The sequence below is a fragment of the Cystobacter fuscus genome, from assembly GCF_044360685.1.
In the GTDB taxonomy this organism is placed as follows: domain Bacteria; phylum Myxococcota; class Myxococcia; order Myxococcales; family Myxococcaceae; genus Cystobacter; species Cystobacter fuscus_C.
The window spans coordinates 2,156,902-2,180,082 of the sequence record NZ_CP043491.1 but is presented as its reverse complement, the minus strand read 5'-3'; the positions used below and the strand labels follow the sequence as shown (position 1 = coordinate 2,180,082).

Here is a 23,181-nt window from a genome sequence, read left to right as displayed (position 1 = left end):
TGCAGACGACATCAATCGACTTTCGTGACAAATGGAGTGCCACCCGTTGCGGCACTCTTCATGCAATCACATTGGGTATCGGAGCCAATGATGACTGTCGGGCAACCTGCGACGATGACTCCACCATGTGAGGTCGAATCTCCCAATCGAGCAGCAGGCTTGCCTCCAATGATGACGGTGGCTTCCCCCTTCGAGATCGAGTCCTGCGGACCGATACAGGTCAGTAGATCTCCTACCCTGGCCGCGGGCTGTCCGCCGATGATCACGGTGGGCTCACCTGTGACGTCCGGACCGCCCACGTGCGGTACGGGTCCAGGCTCCACCATGGGACAAGTATGCATGTCGGTGATTCGAGCCGCCGGGGGCATAACTCCTCCTGAGTCGAGCAGAACGGACAGATACACCCTAAACAAGGAGGCATACTACCAGTATGAGCCGTCCAGTGAGGGTTGGAATCCGGATGATTTTCTCAAGCACAGGGCGGAGGAGAGACCGGTTGAGAGCGGCCTGGAGATCCCAGAGTGCCCGCACGCAGATGGAGTGGCGTTCCCGCAGGAACTGTTGACGATGAGCTTCCTCCTCGCCAACGATGGGCTTTCCCGGGCCGTCCAGGTGCTGTTCTACGCGCCAGCCATGCTGGTGCATCACTTCCCGCCCGTGGAGCAGAACTGGCTGCGCGAGGTGCCCGCCGGGGACGGGGGGCGCCAGGGATTGCACGACCATCTGCTACTCACCAACTGGTCGTTCTACGGGGTGCTGAGCTTCGCCATCGGCTGGTGGGTAGCCCGGCGGCGCTCGGCGGTTCGCGGGACGCCGTGACTCAGGGAGCGGGCGACGGCGGCGTGCCCGCGTCGGGGAGAGCCGGCCGCTTCACCTCGACCCGGTCCTCCAGGGGCACGCGGCCCACGGACTGGCGGAACAGCTCCCAGAGCGCCTGGCGGTGGCCCTCGGGCGTGGTGGACCCCTTCAGCAACAGCCCCGCTCCGCGGTAGCTCGCCTCGAGGCCCAGGGCCTTGAGCGCGGGAGTCAGGCTCGCGAGCTGCTCCTGCAACAGCGCCAGCTCGAAGGTCAGATCCAACTCGCGCGCCAGGTACGCGTCCGTCTTCAGCACCGCGCGCAGCGCCTCGCGGCAGCGCGCGTCCTTCACCTCCGCCGTCAGCGAGCGCTCGGCGCCCTCGGTGGCCTTCAAGCCCGGGCACGCTTTGCGCGCCGCCTCCAGGAGCGCCGCGACGGGCTCGGCCTCCACCGGCTTGCCCGGCGCGCCCACCACCAGCCGCCACACGGCGAACTTCCCCTCCGCGTACAACAGCAGCAGCGTGCGCCCGGGCTTCACCCCGGTGAGCATCAGCTCCTTGCTCTCCTGGAAGATCTCCGCCGTGGCGATGGACGGGTCCTCCACCTCCACCCAGTCCACCACCGTCAGCTTGTGGAAGCGCTCCTTGCCCGCCTCCAGGTTCACCGCCAGATCCACCGGCCAGGCCCAGACAGGGGGTGCGGCCAGCAGCACGAGCAGGGTGGCCAGGGGCACGAGGAGGGCGGAGCGGCTCACTGGTGGACGCATGAACGGGGCGCCTTGGCGGAAAGGGTGCATGGTCTCTTACCACGGGCTAATAAGGGGTCACCTATGCCTACCTGGGTCCTCTGGACCGCCTGCCTGGCCCTCGTCTTCCTCCGGGGCTTCATCGCCGCCGCCGAGTCCGCCCTCTATGGGACGTCCGATCTCAAGGCGCAGGAGCTGGCGACCTCCCACCCGAGCGCCGGCAAACGGATCCTGCGCCACAAGACCGAGCGCGAGCCCACCGCCACGGCGCTGCGCGTCGGCATGGTGCTCAGCGGCTTCCTGGCCGCGGCCATCGGCTCCTTCGTGCCGCCGCAGATGCTCAACTTCACCCGGCTGGGGGAAGCGCCCTGGCTGAACGTGGCCACGGTGCTCGCCGGGGCCCTGCTCGTGGGCCTGCTGGCCACGCTCGTCGAGGTGACGATGCGCGGCCTGGCCAACGCCGGTCCCGAGCGCTGGGCGCTGCGCCTGTCGTGGCTCGTGTCGCTGCTCGTGATGCTCTTCTATCCGCCCATGCGCCTGCTCATGGCGCCCATCAACCTGGTGGCCCGCGGCTTCGGCCGCACCCTGCGCTTCGAGCCCCCGCCCCCGCCGCTCGAGGAGCTGGAGAAGCTGCTCGCCGCCCAGGCCGCCAAGGAAGAGGTGGACCAGAGCGCCCCCCAGCTCATCCGCTCCATCTTCGAGCTGTCCGACAAGCGCTGCCGGGACGTCATGGTGCCGCGCACCGAGGTGGTGTGCGTGGACCTGTCCACCCCGTCGCTCGAGGTGCTCCAGCTGCTGGCCGAGGAGAACCACTCGCGCATTCCCGTCTACCGGGACGACGTGGACCACATTGTTGGCGTGCTGCACGCGCGCGACCTGATTCCACTGTTGCAGCACCCCGAGCTCATCGTGTTGCAGGACACCATCCGTCCCGCCCACTTCGTGCCCTGGCTCAAGCCCATTGGAGATCTGCTGCGCGAGATGCAGCGGCAGAAGATCCACATGGCCATCGTCGTGGACGAGTACGGCGGCTTCATGGGCATCGTCACGCTGGAGGACATCCTCCGGGAGATCGTCGGCGACATTGGCGACGAGTTCGAGGTGGAGGAGAAGCAGGTGGAGAAGCTGGCCGACGGCGCCTTCCTGGTGGACGCGGCGATGGAGGTGGACGGCTTCACCCAGTCCTTCGGCTTCCCGCTGCCCGAGGGCGACTTCGACACCCTGGGCGGCTTCCTGTCCTCGCTGGCCGGGCACCTGCCGGACGTGGGCGAGCGCTTCACCTACGACGGCTGGGCCTTCACGGTGCATGCGAAGGAGGGCGCGCGAATCGATCGGATACGGATGGTGAAGCTCAAGCAGCCCGTCAAGGAGACGACGCCCCGGGAATCGCCGGGAGAGCCGCCCCCTGGCGAGCCGCCGGGCCCGAGGGAATCCGCGTCCGCCGAGCCCAAGGGCTGAGCACGGGCGCGTCTCAGTCCGGCTCGAGGTGCAGGGGCCGGAAGTGCGCGAGCCGCAGGTAGCGCTCGGCGCGGAAGGGCAGCAGGCGGCGGCGCTCGCCAAAGGCCAGGGCCACCGTGCCGCTCACCTCCACCCGCCACGCGCGCGTGCGCCCCTCGGCCGGCGTGGGCTCGCACCGCAGCGGAAAGGACACCGCAAGCGTGCGCCGCGCGTCCGAGGCCAGGGGCCCCTGGACACCGCGCGTGCCCACCGCGTAGCGCTGCCCGTCCAGCTTCAGCTCGTAGTCCACCCCGGTGAGCTCCGCGTTCCAGAAGGTGGGGTTGCCCACGTCCAGGGTCACCGAGAGCTCCCCCGCGCCCGAGGACATGAAGGACAGGCCCAGGTCCTCCACCCGCACGGCCTCGTCCAGGGCGTCCGGGCGCAGCGTCATCCCGGCGCACCCGGCCACACCCGGCAAGAGGAGCAGGAAGGCGCGCCGGTGCATCAACCCCCCAGCAGTGGCTTGAGGGCCTCCACCGTGAGCGGCCACCCGGTGCGGCGTGACAGCGCCTCCAGCGCGCGGATGAACTCCGCGGCCGACTGGAAACGGCGGGCCTTGTCCGCGAAGAGCGCCTTGCGCACCACCTGCTCCGCGTAGTCCGGCAGCCCCGGCACGAGCGTGGACAAGAGCGGCGCGCGCGCATCGCGCACCCGGTGCATCAGCTCCGCCTCTCCCTCCCCGGTGTACAGGCGCCGGCACGTGAGCAGCTCCCAGAGGATGATGCCCACCGAGAACAGATCGCCGCGCGTGTCCACCGGCTGGCCCAGCACCTGCTCCGGGCTCATGTACGGCAGCGTGCCGCGCAGCGCGCCCGCGTCTCCCCGCGTGCCGCCCTCCACGTCCGCCACCCCGAAGTCGGTGAGCTTCACCTCGCCCGTCACGCTCAGGAGGATGTTGGCCGGGTTGACGTCACGGTGGACGATGGTGGCCCCGCCCTCGCCCGCCTTGGCGCGGTGGATGTAGTCCAGCGCCTTGAGCACGCACCAGGCGATGTAGCAGGCCGCCTCCGGCGGCATCGCGGCGCCGGCCTTCATCAACAGCTCCTGCATGAAGCCCAGCGTGCGCCCCGCCACCAGCTCCTGCACCATCAGGTAGTCCGGCCCCGCCTTGAAGAGCCGGAAGGTGCGCACGATGTTGAGGTGGCGCAGGCGCACGGTGAGCTTCGCCTCGTCGACGAAAGCCTTCACGTAGGCGCCATCGTTGCGGTACGCGGGCAACAGCCGCTTGAGCACCACCTCGTCGGGCTCACCCGGCGAGCGCTGCGTCGTGGGCTTGGCCCGTGCTTGATACACTTCCGCCATCCCGCCTACCGCGAGACGGCCGATGACCTCGTAACCACCCAGGTCCAGTTGTGACGCCACAGGGTTCACCCTATCGCGCTTCGCTTGAAACCCCCACTATTCCGCCAGCAGGGAAGCGAAGAGGCGCTCGTACATCCGGGCCGACGCGCCCCAGGAGAAGTCCTGCACCATGCCGCGGCGTTGGAAGGCACGCAGGCGCTCGGGGTCGGCGTACAGGGCTCGCGCCCGCCCCAGGGCCCAGAGCAGCGCCTCCGGCACGAAGTCGTTGAAGACGATGCCGGTGCCGTCGTCGCTCCCATCCACCGTGTCCGCCAGCCCGCCCGTGGCCCGGACGATGGGCACGGTGCCATAGCGCAGTGAATACATCTGGTTGAGGCCGCACGGCTCGTAGCGGCTGGGCATGATGAAGAAGTCCGAGCCCGCCTCCAGCAGGTGCGACAGGGCCGGGTCGAAGCCGATGAACGCCCCCACCTTGCCGGGGAAGCGCCGCTGCAGCGCGCGCAGCCCTTCCTCGTAGTTCCACTCGCCGTTGCCCACCGCGACGAAGCGGATGTCCTCCTCGAGCGCCGTGGGCAACACCTCCAGCAACAGGTCCACCCCCTTCTGCCAGGCCAGCCGCGTCACGATGCCGAACACCGGCGCGCCCGTGTCCTCCAGGCCGAAGCGGCGCAGCAGCTCGCGCCGGCACGCGGCCTTGCCCGTCAGGTCCTCCACGCCATAGCGCGCTGGCAGGTGGGGATCCGTCTCCGGGTTCCACTCGTCCACGTCCACGCCGTTGAGGATGCCGGTGAGCACCCCCTGGCGATGACGCAACAGCCCATCCAGGTTGGCTCCCGCCTCGGGCCGCTGAATCTCCCGCGCGTACGTGGGAGACACCGTGGTGAGCGCATCGGCGAACTGCAGGCCGCCCTTGAGGAAGTTCACCCCGTCGTAGAACTCGAGCCCCTGCTCGGCGGTGAAGAGATCCCAGGGCAGCCCCAGCTCGTCCATGACGTGTTTGCCGAACTGCCCCTGGTAGGCGAGGTTGTGGATGGTGAGCACGCTCCGGGCCCGCCCGAGCTCCGTGTCCTGGAAGCCGCGCCGCAGCGCCACCGGCAACAGGCCCGTCTGCCAATCATTGACGTGGATGATGTCCGGAATGAAGCCCAGGCGCTGGGCGGCCTGGAGCGCGCCCAGACAGAGATAGGCGAAGCGGCGGGGGTTGTCCCCGTACTCGCCTCCGGAGTCGCCATAGAGCCCCGGGCGCTGGAAGTAGTGCGCATGCTCCAGGAAGAGCAGCTCCAGGCGGGGCGCCAGTTGCAGCGAGAGCAGCGGGCCGCGCTCGGTGCCGAAGGGAAAGCGCAGCTCCACCGTGTGCCCGGTGGGCGTGAGGCGGGCGTCCTGGACGGAGGAATAGCGAGGGGAGACGACCTTCACTTCATGGCCGAGTGCGGCGAGCGCGGCGGGCAGCGCGCCCGACACATCCCCGAGGCCGCCCGTCTTGGAGAAGGGCGTGACCTCGGACGCCACGTAGAGAATCTTCATGGAACGAGACGATGACGTGAGAAACGGGTGAGTCAACACCCACGAGAGGACTCGCACCCGGAGAGTGGATTGGTATGGTGGGCGGCGTGCAGCCACCCGAAAATCCCTTTGAGCGATTCGCCGCCATCTTCGCCGAGGCGCGGCGCGTCATTCCCGTGGACCCCAACGCCATGAACGTGGCGTCGGTGGGGCCCGATGGCCGGCCGTCCTCGCGCGTGGTGCTGATGAAGGACTTCGACGAGCGCGGCTTCACCTTCTTCACCAACTTCAACAGCCGCAAGGGCCGCGAGCTGCTCCAGCACCCGTGGGCGGCGCTCTGCTTTCACTGGCCGCCGCTGGAGCAGCAGATCCGCATCGAGGGCCGCGTGGAGCGCGTGTCCGAAGCGGAGGCGGACGCGTACTTCCAGAGCCGGCCCCGCGGCAGCCAGTTGGGCGCGTGGGCGAGCCTGCAGAGCCAGCCCCTGCCCTCGCGCGAGCTGTTGGAGCAGCGCGTGGAGGACGTCACGCGCCAGTACGAAGGGCAGCCCGTGCCGCGGCCCCCGCACTGGTCGGGCCTGCGGGTGGTGCCGGATCGCATCGAGTTCTGGCACGCCCGCCCGAGCCGGCTGCATGACCGGTGCGTCTACCTGCGCGAGGGCGAGGGCTGGCGGACGGAGATGCTCTACCCCTGAGCGGGGAGTGAGAAGCGGAACCACGGAGAGTGCGAGCGGACATGCGCGTCGTCATCGTTGGAGGCGGAATCAGTGGTCTGGTCCTCGCGCAGGGGCTGCGCGCGCGGGGCACGGAGGTGACGCTGCTGGAGGCGGGAGCGGCGCCCGGCGGCAACATCCAGACGCACCGCCGGGACGGCTTCGTCACCGAGGCGGGCCCCAACAGCTTCCTGGACCGGGAGCCCAGCTTGCGCGCGCTGGCGGCCCGGCTGGGCATCGAGGATCGCATCCGGACGGCGGACCCCTCGGCGAAGCGCCGCTACCTCTACAGCGGGGGCAAGCTGCGCGCCCTGCCCCAGTCGCCGCCCGCCCTGATCAAATCGGACCTCCTGCCCTGGACGGCGAAGCTGCGGATGCTGGGTGAGCCCCTCACCCGCCGGGGCCCCACGAGCGACGAGTCCCTGGCGGACTTCGGGCGCCGGCACGTGGGCAACGCGGCCACCGAGGTGCTGGTGGACGCGATGCAGACGGGCATCTACGCGGGTGACATGGAAGCGCTGAGCGTGGCCGCCGTCTTCCCCAAGGTGGCGCAACTGGAGAAGAAGCACCGCAGCCTGCTGCTGGGCATGGTGCGCGAGCGCAAGGCGGAGCGCGCGGCGCCCACCCTCGCGGGCACTCCGTCCACCACGGGCGCGGTCGCCTCGTTCGACGGGGGCCTCGGGGTGCTGGTGAAGGCACTGGCCGGGGCGCTCGGACCGGCCCTGCGGCTGGAGGCACGCGCGGTGGGACTGCGGCGCGAGGCGGCGGGCTGGCGGGTGGCGGTGGAGGAGCGGGGACAGCGCACGGAGCTGGAGGCGGACCGGGTGGTGCTGGCGGTACCCGCGTTCACGGCGGCGGAGCTGGTGCGGCCGCTGGACGCCGCGCTGGCGACCCAGTTGGACGGCATCGCCTACGCGCCCATCGCCGTGGTGCACCTGGGCTTCGCGCCGGGAGCCGTGCCGCCACCGGACGGCTTCGGCTTCCTGGTGCCCGCGGTGGAGAAGCGGCGGGTGCTCGGCGTCATCCACGTCTCGTCGACCTTCCCCTGGCGCACCGAGGGTGGCCGCGTCCTCTACACGTGCCTCATCGGCGGGGCACGGCGGCCGGACCTGGTGGAGCTGGACGAGGCGGCGCTGGTGACGCTCGCGCGCGAGGAGCTGCGGCTCATGGCGGGCGTGACGGCCGAGCCCGTCCTCACCGAGGCCGTGCGCTGGAAGCGCGGCATCCCCCAATACAACCTGGGCCACCTGGGGCGCCTGGCGGCCATCGACGAGGGGGTGGCGCGCCTGCCCGGGTTGTTCCTCACCGGCAACGCCTACCGGGGCGTGGGACTCACCGACTGCGTCCGCGAGGCCACCGGACTGGTGGACACCCTGGCGCGCTGAGCCGCGGCGTCCACCCATGCAACAAGCCTCCATCGTCCGCGCCACGCTCCGGGCGCTGCTCGTGCCCCGGCGGCTGCTGCCCATCCTCCTGGTGAGCGTGCCGCTGGTGGCCGCCCAGGTGCGCTTCAGCAACGAGGAGCCCATGGCCGGCCCCCTGGGGCTGCTCTTGTGCGTGCTCTGCGTGAGCGTGGCCCCGGTGTCCTACCGCGTCCTCTTCCCCGAGGGGTTTGACCTGAGCCATGGCGGCATCCGCCTGCTGCTCTACGCCACCGTGGGCCTGGGCGTCGTGCTGTCCGCGGGCGTCGTGCTGCCCAAGCTGCTGCGGCTCGGGCCCACCTTCCTCACCGACCGCTACAGCCTCGCCGTCAGCATGGGCCTGTTCCTCGTGGGCGGCTGGGGCCTGGGGCGCGACATCGGCTTCGAGGAGAGCCTCGCCCACGAGCGCGCCCGCGCCGAGCGGCTCGCCCTGGAGGCCGAGCAGGCGCAACTGCTCGCCCTGCGCAGCCACCTGGATCCGCACTTCCTCTTCAACACCCTCAACGCCATCGCCGAGTGGTGCCGGACGGATGGCGCCGTGGCCGAGACCGCCGTGCTGCGGCTGTCCGCCATGCTGCGCAGCGTGCTCGCCGGGGTGCGCGCCGCCACCTGGCCCCTGGCGCAGGAACTGGAACTGGTGCGCACCCTCTTCGAGCTGCACCTCTTGCGCGACCCGGACCTCTTCCAGTTCACCCAGGAGGTGGAGCCTGGCCTGGAGTCCTTTCCCGTGCCGCCGCTCGTGTTGCTGCCGCTCGCGGAGAACGCGGTGAAGCACGGGCCCGCCGCCGGCCACCGCGGCCCCATCCACCTCACCGTGCGCGCGCACGGGGACACGCTCGTCTTCACCCTGGAGAACCCCGGCGCCTCGCGCGGCCCCCGCGAGGGCAGCAGCGGCCTGCCAACGGTGGAGCGCCGACTCGCCCTCGCCTACGCGGGTAACGCCCACCTCACCCTGAGTAGCGAGAACGCGCGCACTCGCGTTACCGTCACCCTTCCGCGTTCCCCTCCCGGAACCGGGCGCATCACCTGAGGAACGGCATGACTCCGCACGACAAGTTGGTCCAACAGGTCTCCGAGTTCCTGGAGCGCAAGCGCAACCGGGAGGCCTTGAAGCTGGTGCGCGAGGCCTGGGCCCAGGGAACGCGCTCGGTGCACCTCAAGCTCCTGGAGGCGGAGGCCTGCAAGGCCCTGCTGCCCCCGGACACGACGGGCGCCCTGCGCGCCTACGAGGAAGCCATCGCCCTGGAACCGGACAACTGGCGGGCCTACAACGACATGGGCCTGTACCTGATGAGCGAGGGCAAGCGCTACCTGCAGCGTGCCGTCGAGGTCCTCGAAGAGGCACGGCGGCGAGCGCCCACCCAGCCCGAGCCCTCGCTCAACCTCGTGCTCGCGTACGCGCGGACCGGCCGGGACAACGAGAGCGTCGAGCTGGCCCAGCAGATCCTGCGGGACCTGCCCGCGGACCACCCCCTCCACCCCCAGGCCACGGCGCTCGTGGAAGCACTGCTCGCCCCCTGAAGCGGCCCCAGGCGAGCGCCGGACCCCTCACCTCGTCTGGAGGTTGTTGAGGTAATTGTCCATGTGGCCCTTCGGATCGACCACCTTCGGCGGGCCGCTGCTGGGGAAGCCCATGAACCCGGACACCTTGGTCTCGGCGGGTGACGAGTAGAAGGGCCGCTCGGGGAGACCACACTCCTTGCGGTAGGTGTTCTCCGAGTAGATCTGGGGCTGGGAGGTCTTTCCTTCCATGTAATCGTTGTCACGGAACTTGCTGACGCCGGTCGCACGAGCCTCGTTGACCTTCATCGCCTTGTTCTTGCCGAGCTGGATGTCATTGGCGTTGTTGATGCCGCGCACGATGTCATCCGCATGGACGAGTTCATGCATCAGCGTCACGTGCGAGGGCTTGTTCGCGTCCGCGTTGAACGCGCCGTACTTCGGCTTGAGCGAGGGCTCCTTCTTCGCCTCCTCGGGGGAGAGACCGAGGCCCGGCTTGCCGTTGATGTCGACCCGCGCCCCCTTGTGCATTTGCAATCCGGGCGACTCCGAGGCCTTGTCGGTCGAATTGCCCAGACCCTCCCGGTGGTAGATGGCGACGTTCTGGGCGGTCTTGCCGTTGGTGCCATCGTACGAGTTGATGCTGTTGAGCATGGCCTTGCCGGAGGGCTTGCTCGAGATCATCGACAGGTCATTGAGCACGCCGTTGGTGAACTTGAGATCGGCGTTCTGGTCCACGATCTTGATCTGGCCCACCTGGGTCGCGTGGTACTGCTCCTTGCCACCCTGAACCGAGTACGTGGTGGTCGGCCCCACGTGGAGATTCGGCTGACCCAGGTTCTGCTTGATGGTGTTCAGGTGCGCCGTGGCCTCCTGCTTCTGCGCGTTGTTCGGAAACTCCTGCTGGGTGACGCTCGCCGGGAGCGCAGGCGGAGGCGTGCGCCCCGTCGGGGCGGCGGCCGTCGTGGAAGGAGCGGGCGATGCCGTGCGCGCCGGGGGAGACGCCGCGGGACCTGTCGGGGTGGGAGTGGGCGATGCCGTAGGGGACGGAGAACGCGGCGTGGTGGGACCGGGCAATGCGGTGCGCACCGGCGCAGGGGACGGAGGACGGGACGAGATAGGGGCCAAGGCAGGAACCTCCTGGATCAACTGGAATATCTCGTTTTAACACCTTCCCCCCATCCGAGCACAACGTACGACATGCCCTCCGAAAGGGTGGCTCCCAGCACGGCGGCATTCATCCCTTCGTCGCAGAAAACGAGAGGCCCCCAAAAGGTGTCAGACGACTTGTGGGGCACGGCGGCGCGGCACAGCAGCCGAAGTGCCCGGTATCGAGCCGATGAGCCTCGCGCGTCAGTGACCTATCCTCCACTCGCGTGGAATGCTTCGACGATTTGTGCTGCGGACATCGTCGGAGTCACCTTCACCTCGCCATTCATCCCTTCGTCGCAGAAAACGAGAGGCACATGAGGGGACACGAGGGATCGGCACCACTGGACGAACTCTGAAATCTCCCGAAGAGGGACACCTTCAAATGTCATGGAGCCCCTCGTCTTGTGGAGCAACCCCTCCAGTCGCGAATCAGCCATGGGGACATGGAACTCCAAGGCATAGCTTCTCTCGGGATTGGAGATTGGCTTCACCGTGGCGCCGGGCCAGTGCGCGTGCAGGCAGGAAGTGAAGTCAGAAGCAGAAGGCAAGCCGCCGTCTTCCGCGATGATGAAGAATTTCATTCGCTTCTCCTCGCCTCAGGGACGAACAACAACGGAACAGCCACGCCCTCGTTGACCATCACCTCGAGACCCATGACAGGAGTATCGGCACCGTCCGTCCAGACATCACTTCCACCTCCGGAAACTTGAACTTCCCCCGGCCCCGCCTCCTTGCGCCGGTACATGGCTTACCCCAACGATAAGTCAGAGGCGGGCGTTCGCACGCGCCACATAAAACCCGATGGACCCGAGTGCTCGTGGAGACACTGGAAAGGGTGGCGAGCGACGAAGGAAATCCCCATCTTCGGGTCCCCTCATCTCATGGAGACCCCATGCGTTCGTTCCTCCTGGCCGTCACCGCGCTCGTGATGGCTTCCTGCGCCCACCAGACCCCTGGTTCCTCGCAGGGCTCGTCCTCCCCCGCCCTGGAACTCGTGGCCAGCTCGCCCCGCCAGTGGACGGGGATCGCCGTGTCCAAGAAGGGCCGCATCTTCGTCAACTTCCCCCGCTGGTCCGAGGATGTCCCCGTCTCCGTCGCCGAGGTGAAGAACGGCGAGGTCGTCCCCTATCCCAACGCCACCTGGAACACCTGGACGCCCGAGACGCAGGATCCCCAGCGCTTCGTCGCGGTGCAGAGCGTGGTCATCGACGACCAGGATCGGCTGTGGGTGCTCGACACCGGCAACCCCGGCTTCAAGGGCGTCATCACCCCGCCCCGGCTCCACCAGTTCGACCTCACCCGCGACGAGCTGGTGCGCAGCTACACCTTCGCGCCCGAGGTCTCCTCCGGCGACAGCTACCTCAATGACGTGACGTTCGACACGAAGCGCAACGTCGCCTACCTCACCGACTCGCAGGCCGGGGGCCTCGTGGTGCTCAACCTCGAGAGCGGCAACGCGCGCAAGGTGCTCGCGAAGCACCCCTCCACGCACGCCGAGGAGCAGCCCCTCACGGTGATGGGCCGGACGATGAAGAAGCGCGTCCAGTCCGATGGCATCGCTCTCTCCCCGGACCGCGAGACGCTCTACTGGACGGCCCTCACCGGCCACGTGCTGTGGCGCATCCCCACCGCGGCCCTGCTCGACTTCCAGCAGAACGACGAGGCCATCGCCCCGCGCATCGAGCGCGTGAGCACCATCGTCGCCACGGACGGCATCATGTTTGACCGCAACGGGACACTCTGGCTCGGCGGCCTGGAGGACAGCTCCATCCACCGCTACGTTCCCGGCGGGGCCTACACGCAGGTCGTCCAGGACAACCGCCTGCGCTGGCCCGACAGCTTCGCCCAGGGGCCCGATGGGAAGATCTACGTCACCACCTCGCAGATCCACCTGCCCCCGGCGGAGCGCGGCCCGTACGAAATCTACCGCTTCACGCCCTGAGCCTTCCGCTCTCCGCCCGGAGGAGTCCCCGTGCCCGACCAGCGTTCCGACACCGCGTTGTTGATCATCGATGTCATCAACGATCTGGAATTCCCGGGCGGGGAGCGGGTGCTCCCCTGGGCGGAGCGGATGGTCGAGCGGCTCGCCCCCTTCGCGCAGCGCATGCGCAAGGCGGGCATGCCCGTCATCTACGTCAATGACAACTTCGACCACTGGCGCAGCAGCTTCAACGACGTCTACAAGTACTGCACCCGGCCAGAGGCTCGGGGCCGCAAGGTGGCGCGGGCCCTCAAGCCCGACCCGGACGACTACTTCATCCTCAAGCCCAAGCACTCGGCCTTCTTCGCCACGTCGCTCGTGCCGCTCCTGCAGCACCTGGGCACCAAGAAGCTCATCCTCTCGGGCATCGCCACCAACCTGTGCGTCTTCTTCAGCGCCCACGACGCGCACATGTATGAGTACAAGCTCACCGTGCTCAGCGACTGCTGCTGCGCCGAGAGCGACACCGACCATGACATGGCACTGCGGCAGCTCCAGCAGTTCCTGCGCGTACGCGTCTGCCGCGGCGACGAAATCAAGCAGGTGAAGACCGGGAACCGGCGCCCGGCCAGGAAGAGCCCCCCGTCGAGCAAGTGATTACTTCGCCCCGGGCTCCACGGGCTCGCAGCGCACGGAGACCTCGAGCTTCTCGCCGCCTCCGCCCAGGAAGATGGTGCCCGCGGTGGGCGTGCAGTCCGAGTACTGCCGGCCCACGGCGACACGCACGTGGTCCGTCTGGGTGAGAATGCCGTTGGTGGGATCGAAGCCCTTCCAGCCCACCTCGGGCAGATACACCTGCACCCAGGCGTGCGTGGCCTCGGACTGGGCGTGGTTGGCGTGCTTGGGCCCGGTATAGATGTAGCCGCACGTGTAGCGCGCGGGTACGCCCAACAGCCGCGCCAGGCAGATGAAGACGTTGGCGAAGTCCTGACACACGCCCTGGCGCGCCGAGTACACGTCGAAGGGCGTGGTGCCCAGGTGGGTGGAGCCCTGGACGTAGCGGTACTCCTTGAAGATGCTGAAGTTGATGTCCAGCAGCGTGTCCAGCAGATCGAAGTCGTTGCGGCGCGCGAAGCTCATCGCGTACTCGACGAGCTCCTCCAGTTGCGTCTCCGGCAGCTCGGGCGGCAGCAGGTAGGGCTGGAGCATGTTGCGCTGCCAGGGCATCCACACGAGCGGCAGCGTGGAGCGCTCGCGCAGCGGGCGGTAGCCCAGCGGATCCGTGTCGCGCAGCTCCACGCGCGAGCGGCCCTCGATGACGAGCTCCGTGTAGGGCGTCTCCACGAGCACCTTGCGCACCCGGTTGCCGAAGACGTCCTCGTACTCGGAGCGCGTCACCCCCGAGGACAGCGTCACCTCGTGCGAGAGCAGGGACTGGAGCCGGTCGTGGTAGGGGGTGAGCCGCAGCTTGTGCGCGCTGCGCTCCACGGGCTGCGCGTAGCGGTAGACGGTGCGGTGGTGCACGTCCATCACCCGCACCGAGGCCTCGGGCGGGCGGCGCAGACGGCGGCGGGCCTCGAACTCGGCGGCGGCGGCGGAGGGGACGGCGCCCGCCTCCTGCGCCCAGGGCGGCAGCACCTCGGCGCGCACCGCGCCCTGGCGGAACACCATCAACGCGCCCGGGGGCAGTTGCGTCCAGTTCGTGGGCGTGTCGGTGCGCGAGTCCAGGGGATCCGTGCTGACGATGAAGCCCTTGCGGCTCTTGGCCCCGCGCCGCGTGAGATCCAGCTCCAGGTCCTCGTCGCCGAGGATGAGCCGCTCGTAGGGCGGAGACACCTGCCACACCCAGCACCGGGTGGCCGAGGTGCGGTCCGCGTAGACGCACAGGTCCAGCCCATCCGAGAGCACGAGCGTCAGCGGACCCAGGCCATTCATCTCCTCCAACCAGCCGCGAAGCTGGGCCGGGTCCACGTCGCCCAGCGAGCGCCAGCCCCGCGTCTGCATCCACTCCAGCAGGCGGCAGAAGAGCGCCTCCGAGTCCGTGGAGCCCACCGGCTGGAAGCGCGCGTCCGGGGGAATGGGCAGCCGCTGCTCGAGGCTGCCGCTGTGGGCCAGGATCCAGTCGCGGCCCCAGGCACTGCGGCAGAAGGGCTGGGTGTTGGCCTCGGTGATGGGGCCCCACGTCGCCGTGCGCAGGTGCAGCAGGAAGATGGAGGACTCCAGCGGATCCCACGTCCGCACCATCTCACTGCGGATGCTGCCCGCGTGCGGAGCGGCCTCCTTGAGGAGGGTGGCCGCGAGCTCGCCCCCCGGGTAGTAGCCCACACCCCAGCCATCCGGCGGCTTGCGGCCTGGAGCCAGGCAGCGCAGGTCGAGGCTGGGGGCGAGCTCTCCTTCGAAGGACAGCGCGAGCAGGTTGAGCATGACGCGCGAATCTAACCAGTCATCACCTGCACGCCCAGCGTTTGGTCGGGGATGACCGGCTTGCGGCCGAAGTACTCCTGGGAGATGAGCGAGCAGAGCTCCGCGGTCCCCTCCACCATGCGGGTGAGCAGGGCGTGCACGGTGGCGTCCGGCCTCGCCAGGAACTGGGGCCGCAGCTCGGCGAGCAAGGGGAGGATGAAGGCGAGGGATTCCCTGCCCGGCTGCCCCTCGACGTCGGGGGGACACAGCCGCACGAGGTAGCGGTACACGGAGTCCAGGCAGTAGTGGACCGAGCGTGGAAAGCGCGAGTCGAACAGGAGGAAGGCCGCCACGGCGTCCCCCGTCACCCGGCCGGAGTGCGTCTTCATGAAGGGCTCGAAGCCGGAGCAGGCCCGGAGCAGGGACAGCCACAGCGTCGTCTCCACCACGGGGTGGCCGGGCTTCATCCCCGAGAAGACGTGGTGGTGCACGTCCAGCAGCCGCGCCGTCTGGCCCACGCGCTCGAGCATCACCCCCAGCCAGATGAAGTCCAGGGGCGTGTCGTGCAGCATGGTGCTGCGGAACAGCCCCAGGCACAGCTGCACCATGCGGCGGATGTGCTGGTAGAAGCCGAAGCGCGACAGGGCGTACTCCTCCTGTCCCGCCCCGCCCACCAGCCACAGGTACAGCTCGTTCGTCACCTCCCAGCACTCGCGGCTCACCACCTCGCGGATGGTGCGCGCGCCCTCGCGCGCCTGGGACAGGGTGCTCACGAGGCTCGAGAGGTTGCTCTCCTCCCACGTCATGAAGCCCTGCACGGCCTCGCCGTCCGACTCCGCCTCCACGCCATGGCGGGCGGCGAAGGCCTGACGCTCGCCGAAGATGGCCAGCACCGGCGTCCAGCAGTGCTCCGAGGCCAGCTCCGCGTCCAGCGAGAGCTGCTCGGTCATCTGCAACACCCGGGCGGTGCTCTCCGCGCGCTCCAGGTAGCGGCCCAACCAGAAACAGTGCTCGGCGATCCGGGCGATCATACGGCCTCCTTCTGCACCCAGGTGTCCTTGGAACCACCCCCCTGACTGGAGTTGACGACGTAGGAGCCGGCACGCAAGGCCACGCGGCTCAAGCCTCCCGGCAGCACCCACGGCCCCTGGGGCCCGGTGAGGATGTAGGGCCGCAAGTCCACCCGGCGCGGCACCACCTGGCTCGAGGCCATGTCCCAGGTGGGGCACGTGGACAGCTCCACCCGGGGCTGGGCGATGTAGCGCCGGGGCTGGGCGAGGATGCGCTGGCGGAACTCGTCGCGCTCGGCCTGGGTCGACTGCGGCCCCATCAACATGCCGTAGCCGCCCGCCTCGTCCACCGTCTTCACCACCAGCTCGCCCAGGTGCTCCACCACGTACTGGCAATCCTTCTCGCGGGCGCACACGTAGGTGGGTACCTGCTCGAGAATGGGCTCCTCGCCCAGGTAATAGCGGATGAAGTCCGGCACGAAGGCATACGTCGCCTTGTCGTCCGCCACGCCGTTGCCCGGCGCGTTGGCCAGGGCGACGTTGCCCGCGGCCCAGGCGCGCAGGAGCCCAGGCACCCCCAGCATGCTGTCCGGCCGGAACGCCTCCGGATCCAGGAAGGCATCGTCGATGCGCCGGTAGATGACGTGCACCCGGCGCGGGCCCCGCGTGGTGCGCAGGAAGACCCGGTCATCCTCCACGTACAGGTCCTCACCGTGCACCAGCGGCACGCCCATGGTGCGCGCGAGGAAGCTGTGCTCGAAGTAGGCGGAGTTGTAGGGGCCGGGGGTGAGCACCACGACGGTGGAGCTGTCGGGGGACTCGGGGGAGACGGCACGCAGCGTCTCCGCCAGCCGCGCCGGGTAATGGTCCACGCGGCGCACCCGCGCCAGCTCCAGCACCTCGGGCACCACGCGCTTGGAGAGGATGCGGCCCTCCATGACGTAGGACACGCCCGAGGGCGTGCGCAGGTTGTCCTCCAGCACCCGGAACGTGCCCTGCCCGTCGCGAATCAAATCGATTCCCGCGATGTGGATGCGCACGCCCCCCGCGGGCCGCACCCCCCGGAGCTTGGGCAGGTAGAGGGGCGTGTTGAGGATGATCTCCCGCAGCTCGGGCCGCTCGGAGAACAGGCGCTGCCCGTCATAGACATCGTCGAGGAACAGGCCCAGCGCGCGGATGCGCTGCTCCAGCCCGCGCTCCAGGTGCGCCCAGTCGGAAGCCGAGATGATCCGGGGAATGAGGCAGAAGGGGAAGATGCGCTCGGTGCCGCGCCGATCCGCGTACACCGAGAACGTCACGCCCTGGTTGAGCAGGGCCCGCTCGGCCAGCGCCTGCATGTGGGAGAAGTCCTCCGGCGAGCGCGCTCCCAATACATTCAAGAGCTTCTGGAAGTCCGGACGGGCGATTCCATCGGCGCCCATCAGTTCATCGATACTTCCCGGCGTGCAGGTGTACCCGGCGAAGAGTCCCGGTTCGGGCGGTGGTTGTTTCATCGAGATGGGGGCTCCGGCTCCGCTGCCCGGACAACGGCGTCCGGGAACGCACGACGCCATGCGTCAAGGCGAAGTGTACAGACGTCCCCAGCAGGCGTACAGGGAGGGGCCCCCCCGCTTCCCTGAATATTGAAGGGCACGCACCGCCCAGGGCGGCCCAAGTCCTCTCATGACGGCCGCAACCCGGGCGAGCCGGGCCGGAGCCGAGGGGGAAGGCTTGCTCGACGCATGCGACGGAATGAGGGTACAAGGCCGCCCGAATGGAGTCCGCGACATTGAGCAAGCCCCCCCTCATCACCGAAATCTCGAAGGAATTCACCTTCGAGGCCGCACACCGCCTCCCCAACGTCCCCCCCGGCCACAAGTGCGCGCGAGTGCACGGCCACAGCTACAGCATCGAGATCACCCTGCGCGGCCCCGTGCACCCCACGTTCGGCTGGGTGGTGGACTTCGCCGAGCTGACCGCGGCCTGGCAGCCGCTGCACGCCCAGCTCGACCACCGCCTGCTCAACGAGGTGCCCGGGCTGGAGAACCCCACGAGCGAGCTGCTCGCCGCCTGGGTCTTCGAGCGCGTGAACATCCCCGGCACGCGCGTGACGAAGGTGCGCGTCGCCGAGACCTGCACGTCCTCGTGCACCGTCTTCGCCGCCGAGGGCTGACGCCCCTCAGGTCTCGATCTGCCCGAGGTTGGCGTGGAGCACCGCGCCGTTGAACACCGGCATCTCGGCGCACCGCAAGAGCACGTCGGCGATCTCCTCCGGAGCGATGAGCCGGCCGTAGGTCATCCTCGCCGCCGTGCTCGCGCGCGCCGCCTCGCTATCCCCCACGTTCTCGCGCATCATCTCGGTGTCCGTGAAGCCCGGGCAGACGCAGACGGTGTGCACGCGGGTGCCCACGAGATCCTGGCAGGTGGAGCGCATGAGGCCCGCGAGCGCGTGCTTGGACGTCACGTACGAGGCCGCGCCCCGCACCGCCTTCTCCGACAGCGTGGAGCCCACATAGAGGATGGAGGAGCCGTCGGTGAGGTAGCCGCGCACGAGGCGGTTGAGCGTCGCGGGCGCCACGACGTTGACCTCCAGCACCCGCCGCAGGTGCTCCGCGTCGAGCGACAGGGCATCGTCATGGCCATAGAGGGCCGCGTTGTGCACCAGGCAGACCCGGCCCGGGGAGGAGCCCAGCGCCTTGGACAGGGCCGGCGTGAAGGTGGCCTCCCATCCCGGAACGGAGAGATCCGCGAGCACGTCCACCACGCCCGGCTCCGGACAGGGCCGGCGCGAGACATTCATCACCCGCCAACCCGCCTGGAGGAAGCGCGCGGCGGCCGCGCGGCCAATGCCCCGGCTGGCGCCGGTGATGATCGCCCAATCAGCCATGGCTGTTCCACTCCCAGGAGCAGTTCTGGCCGGGCTCGGAGGAGCACTTCACCACCACGCGCGAGATGCGGCTGTCCCTCATCAACGAACCATCGCCCACCAGGTTCTCGCCGAAGAGCCGCGCCAGCTCCTCGAGCGACACGTTCTCCACGGGCAGGATCGTCACGTCCCGCGCGAGGAAGCGCAGCTCCTCGCCATTGAAGCGCGCGAGCACGTCCCCGTTCGCGAGTCGCTCCACCTGGAGGTGGCGCGAGTGGGCCGGCAGCATGAAGGTCTCGTTCCAGGCGCGGCACTGCTCGAGCGCCATCCGCTTGAAGATGTCGTAGTCGGCGAGCATCCCATTGCCGAGCACCTCGCCCGTCAGCGAGATGAAGACGGCGAAGTTGTGGCCGTGCATGTTCTCGCGGTGCGTCGCGGAGAAGATGGTGAAGTGCCCCGCGGCGAACTTCATGTCTTCTTTGTGCAGCTCAATCGTCGTCGTGCGTGCCATGGCGCAAACTGTCGGCCTTACCATGAAGGTCCAACCAGCTCAACGCACCGGGCGGGGCCGGCCGGGATGGTAGGTTGCGCGCCATGGCGGTCACTGTCGTGGCAGGCACGGAGGGCATCCGTCACATCGAGCCGGCCCGGTTGCGCTCCTGGTACGCCGTCTGTCCGTCCGAGGCCCTGCGCCCCGGTCAGGTGATCGGCTGGAACCTCGCCGGGCGGGAGTTCGCCATCTTCCGGACGCGAGGCGGTCAGGTCCAGGCGCTCGCGGCCCACTGTCCACACCTGGGGGCCCACCTCGCGCGGGGTACCGTCATCGGCGAGCACCTGCGCTGCCCGCTGCACCACCTGCGCTTCGACGGCAGAGGCGTCTGCCGCGCCGCACCAGAAGGCTCCGGGATCGCGGCCCGCCCCACCCAACGGGCCTTCCCCGTGGTGGAGCGGCATGGCCTCGTGCTCGTCTTCAACGGGCCCGTGGTCCTCTTTCCACCGCCCCAGGTGGGCGCCCCCGAGTTGCGCTGGCGCGCGGGCACTCCCGTGTCCGTGGGCTGCTCCTGGCTGCCGCTCGTGGCGAACGCCTTCGATCTGGAGCACCAGGCCACCGTGCACCACCGCGCCCTGCGTGGCCCCCCTGTCCTCGAGCGGCCCGATCCCTTCACCCTCCGGCTGCGCTTCACGTCGCGCGTCACGGGCCGGGCGCTCCATGATCGGATGATGAAGGCGCTGTCGCGCGACCACATCCAGGTGACGCTGACGCTCCATGGAGGAACGCTCCTCTCGGTGGAGAGCGACCTGGGACGCACCCGGAGTGCCCTGCTCGCCGGATTGCGCCCGGACCCCGGCGGCATGTCGGTGTTGCCGTCGTTCGCCGCGCCGCCGAGCACCGTTCCGGGACTCACCCGGCCACGGCTCGCCCTGTCGCGCTGGCTCTTCACGTCGTTCCTGCGCGGAGACCTCTCCGTGCTCCAGGGGATGCGCTTCCGCCCGGCCGCCGCCCGGGAAGATCCCGTGCTGGCGTCCCTGCTCGACTTCGCCGCCCAACTGCCCGAGGACCCGGATGACGCGCCCGGCTGAGGACTCGTCCGTCCAGGCTCCCCCCCTCCCGGCCCTCCGCGTGGAGGCGCTCTGCGCCCGGGAGGTGTACCGCTTCTCCCGCCGCCACCCGCGCTACCTCCTGGCCGCCCTGGGGCTCTACGCGGCCTGCGTGCCCCGCTGGCGCGCCCTGCGCGGAGCCCGCGTGGGCTTCTGTTTCCTCCAGCTCGTGGACGACGTGCTGGACGGAGACCGGGCCGTGACCGGCGAGCCGCTCGATTGGGTGGACGCCCTGCTCGTACGGCTGGAGGCGGAACGCGGCGGTGGCGAGGACGTGGCCACCGTGCTGGGCCGGGTGTTCCTCGCGGAGCTCCGGGACGAGGGGGCGCGGGCGGACGCGCTCCAGCTCGTGCGCACCATGCGGAGGGACCGGGTGCGCGTGCGCGAGCGCCAGGAGCTCGACGCCGCGGCGCTGCGCGCCCACCACCGGGACACCTTCCGGTTGTCGGTGGACCTGATGCTGCACACGGCCCGTGCCGAGGTGCGCGCCCTGGACGCCCCCTCCCTGCTCGACGCGTTCGGCTGGTGCTCGGCGATGCGCGACCTGCGGGAGGACCTGGACAAGGGCCTCTTCAATGTCCCGTCCGAGGTGGCCCGGGCCGTGCGGGCCGAGGGCGCGGACCCCTGGGACGCCGAGGCCCTGGTGGGCTCGGTGGCCGGACGGGAGTGGCTCGTGGCCGAGCACGGCCGCGCGCGCGTCCTTCTCTCCCAGACGGGCGCGGAGTTGGCCGCGCTCGGAGACCAGCCCGGGGTGGCCCTGTTGCGGCTGTTCCACCGCTCCATCGAGGGCTTCTGGACGAAGCGGCTGCCCCGGCGGCTGCCATTCCTGCGAGCCCCCGCGAGGGTCAGAGAGCCCCTCTCGGGCGCCCCGCCGTGACGCGGCCGAGCACGAAGCCCACCCCCAGCATCACCACCGAGACGGCGGCGCCGATGCTCAATGACACGCGCTCCACCTTGTCGAGCACGGGGTTGTCGAACACATTGGTGGAGTAGTGGAAGGAGGCGATGAGCCACTGCTCGCCCTGCTTCACCAGGGCGCAGCTCCAGCGGCCGTGGACGACGAAGTCCGAGCCATCCGCGAGCACGTAGTGATCCGTCGAGGAGCCCTGGGCAAGGCCCGTGGTGCCATACAGGCGCGTCAGGCCATCCACCTCGAACTTCGTGGTGAGCTTGTCCACCACGCGGCCCGGTCCGCTGAGCATCTTCTCGTAATAGGCGCGGATGGCGCTCTTGCCCACGCGCACGTCGTTGTTCATCGTGGTGAAGACCACGTCCTCGGTGACGTGCGAGAGCAGGCGGTCCACGTCCCGCGCGTTGAGCGCCTGCTCCATGTCGTTCTCGAGCGCGCGCAGGGCCTCGTGCGCGGCCGCGTCACCCGCCGCCTCCGGAGGCACCTCTCGCGCGTGGGGCGCCGCGGGCATGCCCAGCACCCAACACAGCATCAACCCCACGACCATCCGCTTCATGGCGTCTCCTGAAAGGGCGGAACTCTAGCCCACGCGGCACCAGCATCCGCTTGTACACTGACGCTCCACCCCCCGGAGGATGGATGTCCCAGAAAGCCCCCCAACCCAGCCCCCGCAAGAAGACCGTCCGCGAGACCCATGCCACCGGGCCGCGCACCCTGGCCATCGACATCGGCGGCTCGGGACTCAAGGCGCTCGTGCTCGGACCCGAGGGAACGGCGCTCGACGAGCGGCTGCGGGTCAAGACGCCCAAGCCCGCCACCCCCAAGGCGGTGATGCGCGCGCTCGAGAAACTCATCAAACCCCTGGGAGACTTCGAGCGCGTGTCCGTGGGCTTTCCCGGCGTGGTGGAGGAAGGCGTGACGAAGACCGCGTTCAACCTCCATCCCGACTGGGAGGGCTTCAACCTCGCCGAGGCCCTGCACCAGCTCACGAAGCGCCCCGTGCGCGTGCTCAACGACGCCGGCGTCCAGGGCTTCGGCGTCATCGAGGGCAAGGGCTTGGAAATGGTCCTCACCCTGGGCACTGGCATGGGCTGCGCCCTGTACATCGACGGCAAGTACGTGCCCAACCTGGAGCTGGCCCACCACCCCTTCCACGGAGGCAAGACGTACGAGGACTACGTGGGTCAGGCCGCGCTGGAGCGCGTGGGCAAGAAGAAGTGGAACAAGCACGTGGAGCGGGTGCTCCAGCAGATCCAACCCATCTGGAACCCGCGGCGGATCTACGTCGGCGGAGGCAATGCGCGCCTGCTCGACATCCCCCTGCCCCCCAACGTGAAGCTCACCGAGAACATCGCCGGGCTGCTCGGGGGCTTCGCGCTCTGGAAGGACGAGCCCCGGCAGCGCTGAGCATCCGCTCGGCACCTCGCCCGCCCTCCCAGCGGCCCACGTGGGGAGGCGCGGCGCGGCACCCTCGCCATCCGATGCACACCTTGGGGGAACACGCGCCTCCCCTCCCGGGAGCGCGAGCGGGTTCTCACCAAGGGAGCGACGTCATGGACGAGAAGGAATACCTCAACCGCAGGATGGGCATCCCCTTGGACCCGGCCAAACAGAAGGATCCCGAGGAGCACGGCGACCGTGTTCCCGCCGAGGGCCGGGCCGAGCATCTCAACGACATCACGGAACAGAATGGCGGCCAGCGCTCCGAGGTGGGCCCGCCATGGCACGACACCAGTCTGGAGCGCGGCTTGTCGAATGAGTTCGACAAGCACGGCGGACGCGGCAAGCCGAAGAAGAAGTAGCGGGCGCCCTCCAAGCAGGCGGGGGGCCAGGCCATCGCGAAGACGTCCCTTCCGGCGCCGCGTCCA

At 69.3% G+C, this 23,181-nt stretch carries 26 protein-coding genes; 13 read left to right on the top strand and 13 right to left on the bottom strand.

The window, feature by feature from the left end; all coding sequences use genetic code 11:
* Positions 1 to 11 precede the first annotated feature (11 nt).
* Positions 12 to 326: a PAAR domain-containing protein gene (locus F0U63_RS09070; RefSeq protein WP_395845491.1), complete on the bottom strand. Its 315-nt coding sequence runs from the start codon at positions 324 to 326 to the stop codon at positions 12 to 14.
* 241 nt (positions 327 to 567) lie between these two features.
* Here F0U63_RS09070 and F0U63_RS09065 point away from each other — a divergent pair, with 241 nt between their 5' ends.
* Entirely contained in the window at positions 568 to 819 is a 252-nt protein-coding gene (locus F0U63_RS09065) for a hypothetical protein (RefSeq protein WP_395845490.1), read from the top strand.
* 1 nt (position 820) lies between these two features.
* On the opposite strand, the gene F0U63_RS09060 is transcribed toward F0U63_RS09065, so the two are convergent.
* On the bottom strand, positions 821 to 1,561 hold the full coding sequence (locus F0U63_RS09060) for a pilus assembly protein N-terminal domain-containing protein (protein WP_395845489.1): 741 nt from the start codon (positions 1,559 to 1,561) through the stop codon (positions 821 to 823).
* Positions 1,562 to 1,624: 63 nt separating this feature from the next.
* On the opposite strand from F0U63_RS09060, the gene F0U63_RS09055 reads away from it, so the two are divergent.
* Positions 1,625 to 2,998, top strand: coding sequence for a hemolysin family protein (locus tag F0U63_RS09055; protein ID WP_395845488.1), 1,374 nt, complete (start codon positions 1,625 to 1,627; stop codon positions 2,996 to 2,998).
* A gap of 13 nt (positions 2,999 to 3,011) precedes the next feature.
* Here F0U63_RS09055 and F0U63_RS09050 read toward each other — a convergent pair whose 3' ends face one another.
* From F0U63_RS09050 to glgA, 3 genes are read right to left on the bottom strand one after another with little or no spacing between them, the layout of a single operon-like run.
* Positions 3,012 to 3,482 carry a hypothetical protein gene (locus F0U63_RS09050; protein ID WP_395845487.1) on the bottom strand — a complete coding sequence of 157 codons (471 nt, stop codon included), beginning with the start codon at positions 3,480 to 3,482 and terminating at the stop codon, positions 3,012 to 3,014.
* The gene (locus F0U63_RS09045) at positions 3,482 to 4,399 is read right to left on the bottom strand and encodes a serine/threonine protein kinase (RefSeq protein WP_395845486.1); all 918 of its coding nucleotides are present in this window, start codon (positions 4,397 to 4,399) and stop codon (positions 3,482 to 3,484) included. Before F0U63_RS09045 ends, F0U63_RS09050 begins: the two co-directional genes overlap by 1 nt.
* A gap of 36 nt (positions 4,400 to 4,435) precedes the next feature.
* Entirely contained in the window at positions 4,436 to 5,863 is a 1,428-nt protein-coding gene (glgA, locus tag F0U63_RS09040) for a glycogen synthase GlgA (RefSeq protein WP_395845485.1), read from the bottom strand.
* An 86-nt stretch (positions 5,864 to 5,949) separates the two neighbouring features.
* On the opposite strand from glgA, the gene pdxH reads away from it, so the two are divergent.
* Genes pdxH through F0U63_RS09020 form a run of 4 tightly spaced genes read left to right on the top strand, consistent with a single transcriptional unit; the run spans position 5,950 to position 9,494 of the window.
* Positions 5,950 to 6,534, top strand: a complete 585-nt coding sequence (gene pdxH / locus F0U63_RS09035; RefSeq protein WP_395845484.1) for a pyridoxamine 5'-phosphate oxidase — start codon at positions 5,950 to 5,952, stop codon at positions 6,532 to 6,534.
* 41 nt (positions 6,535 to 6,575) lie between these two features.
* Positions 6,576 to 7,937 (top strand): protoporphyrinogen oxidase, encoded by a 1,362-nt coding sequence (hemG, locus tag F0U63_RS09030; protein WP_395845483.1) that lies wholly within the window; start codon positions 6,576 to 6,578, stop codon positions 7,935 to 7,937.
* Between the two features lie 16 nt (positions 7,938 to 7,953).
* The gene (locus F0U63_RS09025; protein WP_395845482.1) at positions 7,954 to 9,003 is read left to right on the top strand and encodes a sensor histidine kinase; all 1,050 of its coding nucleotides are present in this window, start codon (positions 7,954 to 7,956) and stop codon (positions 9,001 to 9,003) included.
* 8 nt (positions 9,004 to 9,011) lie between these two features.
* Positions 9,012 to 9,494, top strand: coding sequence for a tetratricopeptide repeat protein (locus F0U63_RS09020; protein ID WP_395845481.1), 483 nt, complete (start codon positions 9,012 to 9,014; stop codon positions 9,492 to 9,494).
* 27 nt (positions 9,495 to 9,521) lie between these two features.
* On the opposite strand, the gene F0U63_RS09015 is transcribed toward F0U63_RS09020, so the two are convergent.
* Both F0U63_RS09015 and F0U63_RS09010 read right to left on the bottom strand, forming a co-directional pair.
* Positions 9,522 to 10,601 (bottom strand): M91 family zinc metallopeptidase, encoded by a 1,080-nt coding sequence (locus F0U63_RS09015; protein WP_395845480.1) that lies wholly within the window; start codon positions 10,599 to 10,601, stop codon positions 9,522 to 9,524.
* A 233-nt stretch (positions 10,602 to 10,834) separates the two neighbouring features.
* A complete protein-coding gene (locus F0U63_RS09010) occupies positions 10,835 to 11,206 on the bottom strand; it encodes a hypothetical protein (protein ID WP_395845479.1) in 372 nt (123 codons plus the stop codon).
* A gap of 311 nt (positions 11,207 to 11,517) precedes the next feature.
* Between F0U63_RS09010 and F0U63_RS09005 the strand changes: the two genes are divergently transcribed.
* Positions 11,518 to 12,567, top strand: coding sequence for an SMP-30/gluconolactonase/LRE family protein (locus tag F0U63_RS09005; RefSeq protein ID WP_395845478.1), 1,050 nt, complete (start codon positions 11,518 to 11,520; stop codon positions 12,565 to 12,567).
* Positions 12,568 to 12,597: 30 nt separating this feature from the next.
* Positions 12,598 to 13,203 (top strand): cysteine hydrolase family protein, encoded by a 606-nt coding sequence (locus F0U63_RS09000; protein ID WP_395845477.1) that lies wholly within the window; start codon positions 12,598 to 12,600, stop codon positions 13,201 to 13,203.
* Here the strand turns inward: F0U63_RS09000 and F0U63_RS08995 are convergent, their stop codons facing one another.
* Genes F0U63_RS08995 through F0U63_RS08985 form a run of 3 tightly spaced genes read right to left on the bottom strand, consistent with a single transcriptional unit; the run spans position 13,204 to position 17,380 of the window.
* Entirely contained in the window at positions 13,204 to 14,970 is a 1,767-nt protein-coding gene (locus tag F0U63_RS08995) for a class II glutamine amidotransferase (RefSeq protein ID WP_395845476.1), read from the bottom strand.
* Positions 14,971 to 14,981: 11 nt separating this feature from the next.
* Entirely contained in the window at positions 14,982 to 15,980 is a 999-nt protein-coding gene (locus F0U63_RS08990) for an alpha-E domain-containing protein (protein WP_395845475.1), read from the bottom strand.
* Complete coding sequence (locus F0U63_RS08985) at positions 15,977 to 17,380, bottom strand: circularly permuted type 2 ATP-grasp protein (protein WP_395848342.1); 1,404 nt, start codon at positions 17,378 to 17,380, stop codon at positions 15,977 to 15,979. The genes F0U63_RS08990 and F0U63_RS08985 overlap by 4 nt, the downstream gene beginning before the upstream one ends.
* A gap of 332 nt (positions 17,381 to 17,712) precedes the next feature.
* Here F0U63_RS08985 and queD point away from each other — a divergent pair, with 332 nt between their 5' ends.
* Positions 17,713 to 18,111: a 6-carboxytetrahydropterin synthase QueD gene (gene queD, locus F0U63_RS08980; protein ID WP_395845474.1), complete on the top strand. Its 399-nt coding sequence runs from the start codon at positions 17,713 to 17,715 to the stop codon at positions 18,109 to 18,111.
* A gap of 6 nt (positions 18,112 to 18,117) precedes the next feature.
* On the opposite strand, the gene F0U63_RS08975 is transcribed toward queD, so the two are convergent.
* Positions 18,118 to 18,825 (bottom strand): SDR family oxidoreductase, encoded by a 708-nt coding sequence (locus tag F0U63_RS08975; RefSeq protein ID WP_395845473.1) that lies wholly within the window; start codon positions 18,823 to 18,825, stop codon positions 18,118 to 18,120.
* Complete coding sequence (locus F0U63_RS08970) at positions 18,818 to 19,315, bottom strand: 6-pyruvoyl trahydropterin synthase family protein (RefSeq protein WP_395845472.1); 498 nt, start codon at positions 19,313 to 19,315, stop codon at positions 18,818 to 18,820. The genes F0U63_RS08975 and F0U63_RS08970 overlap by 8 nt, the downstream gene beginning before the upstream one ends.
* An 83-nt stretch (positions 19,316 to 19,398) precedes the next feature.
* On the opposite strand from F0U63_RS08970, the gene F0U63_RS08965 reads away from it, so the two are divergent.
* Complete coding sequence (locus F0U63_RS08965) at positions 19,399 to 20,385, top strand: Rieske 2Fe-2S domain-containing protein (RefSeq protein WP_395845471.1); 987 nt, start codon at positions 19,399 to 19,401, stop codon at positions 20,383 to 20,385.
* On the top strand, positions 20,369 to 21,280 hold the full coding sequence (locus F0U63_RS08960; protein ID WP_395845470.1) for a hypothetical protein: 912 nt from the start codon (positions 20,369 to 20,371) through the stop codon (positions 21,278 to 21,280). Before F0U63_RS08965 ends, F0U63_RS08960 begins: the two co-directional genes overlap by 17 nt.
* Here the strand turns inward: F0U63_RS08960 and F0U63_RS08955 are convergent.
* Positions 21,249 to 21,869 (bottom strand): SgcJ/EcaC family oxidoreductase, encoded by a 621-nt coding sequence (locus tag F0U63_RS08955; protein WP_395845469.1) that lies wholly within the window; start codon positions 21,867 to 21,869, stop codon positions 21,249 to 21,251. The two genes, F0U63_RS08960 and F0U63_RS08955, sit on opposite strands and share 32 nt — an antisense overlap.
* 83 nt (positions 21,870 to 21,952) lie before the next feature.
* Here F0U63_RS08955 and F0U63_RS08950 point away from each other — a divergent pair, with 83 nt between their 5' ends.
* Both F0U63_RS08950 and F0U63_RS08945 read left to right on the top strand, forming a co-directional pair.
* Positions 21,953 to 22,720, top strand: a complete 768-nt coding sequence (locus F0U63_RS08950; RefSeq protein ID WP_395845468.1) for an ROK family protein — start codon at positions 21,953 to 21,955, stop codon at positions 22,718 to 22,720.
* 146 nt (positions 22,721 to 22,866) lie between these two features.
* On the top strand, positions 22,867 to 23,115 hold the full coding sequence (locus F0U63_RS08945) for a hypothetical protein (protein ID WP_395845467.1): 249 nt from the start codon (positions 22,867 to 22,869) through the stop codon (positions 23,113 to 23,115).
* Positions 23,116 to 23,181: the final 66 nt, after the last annotated feature.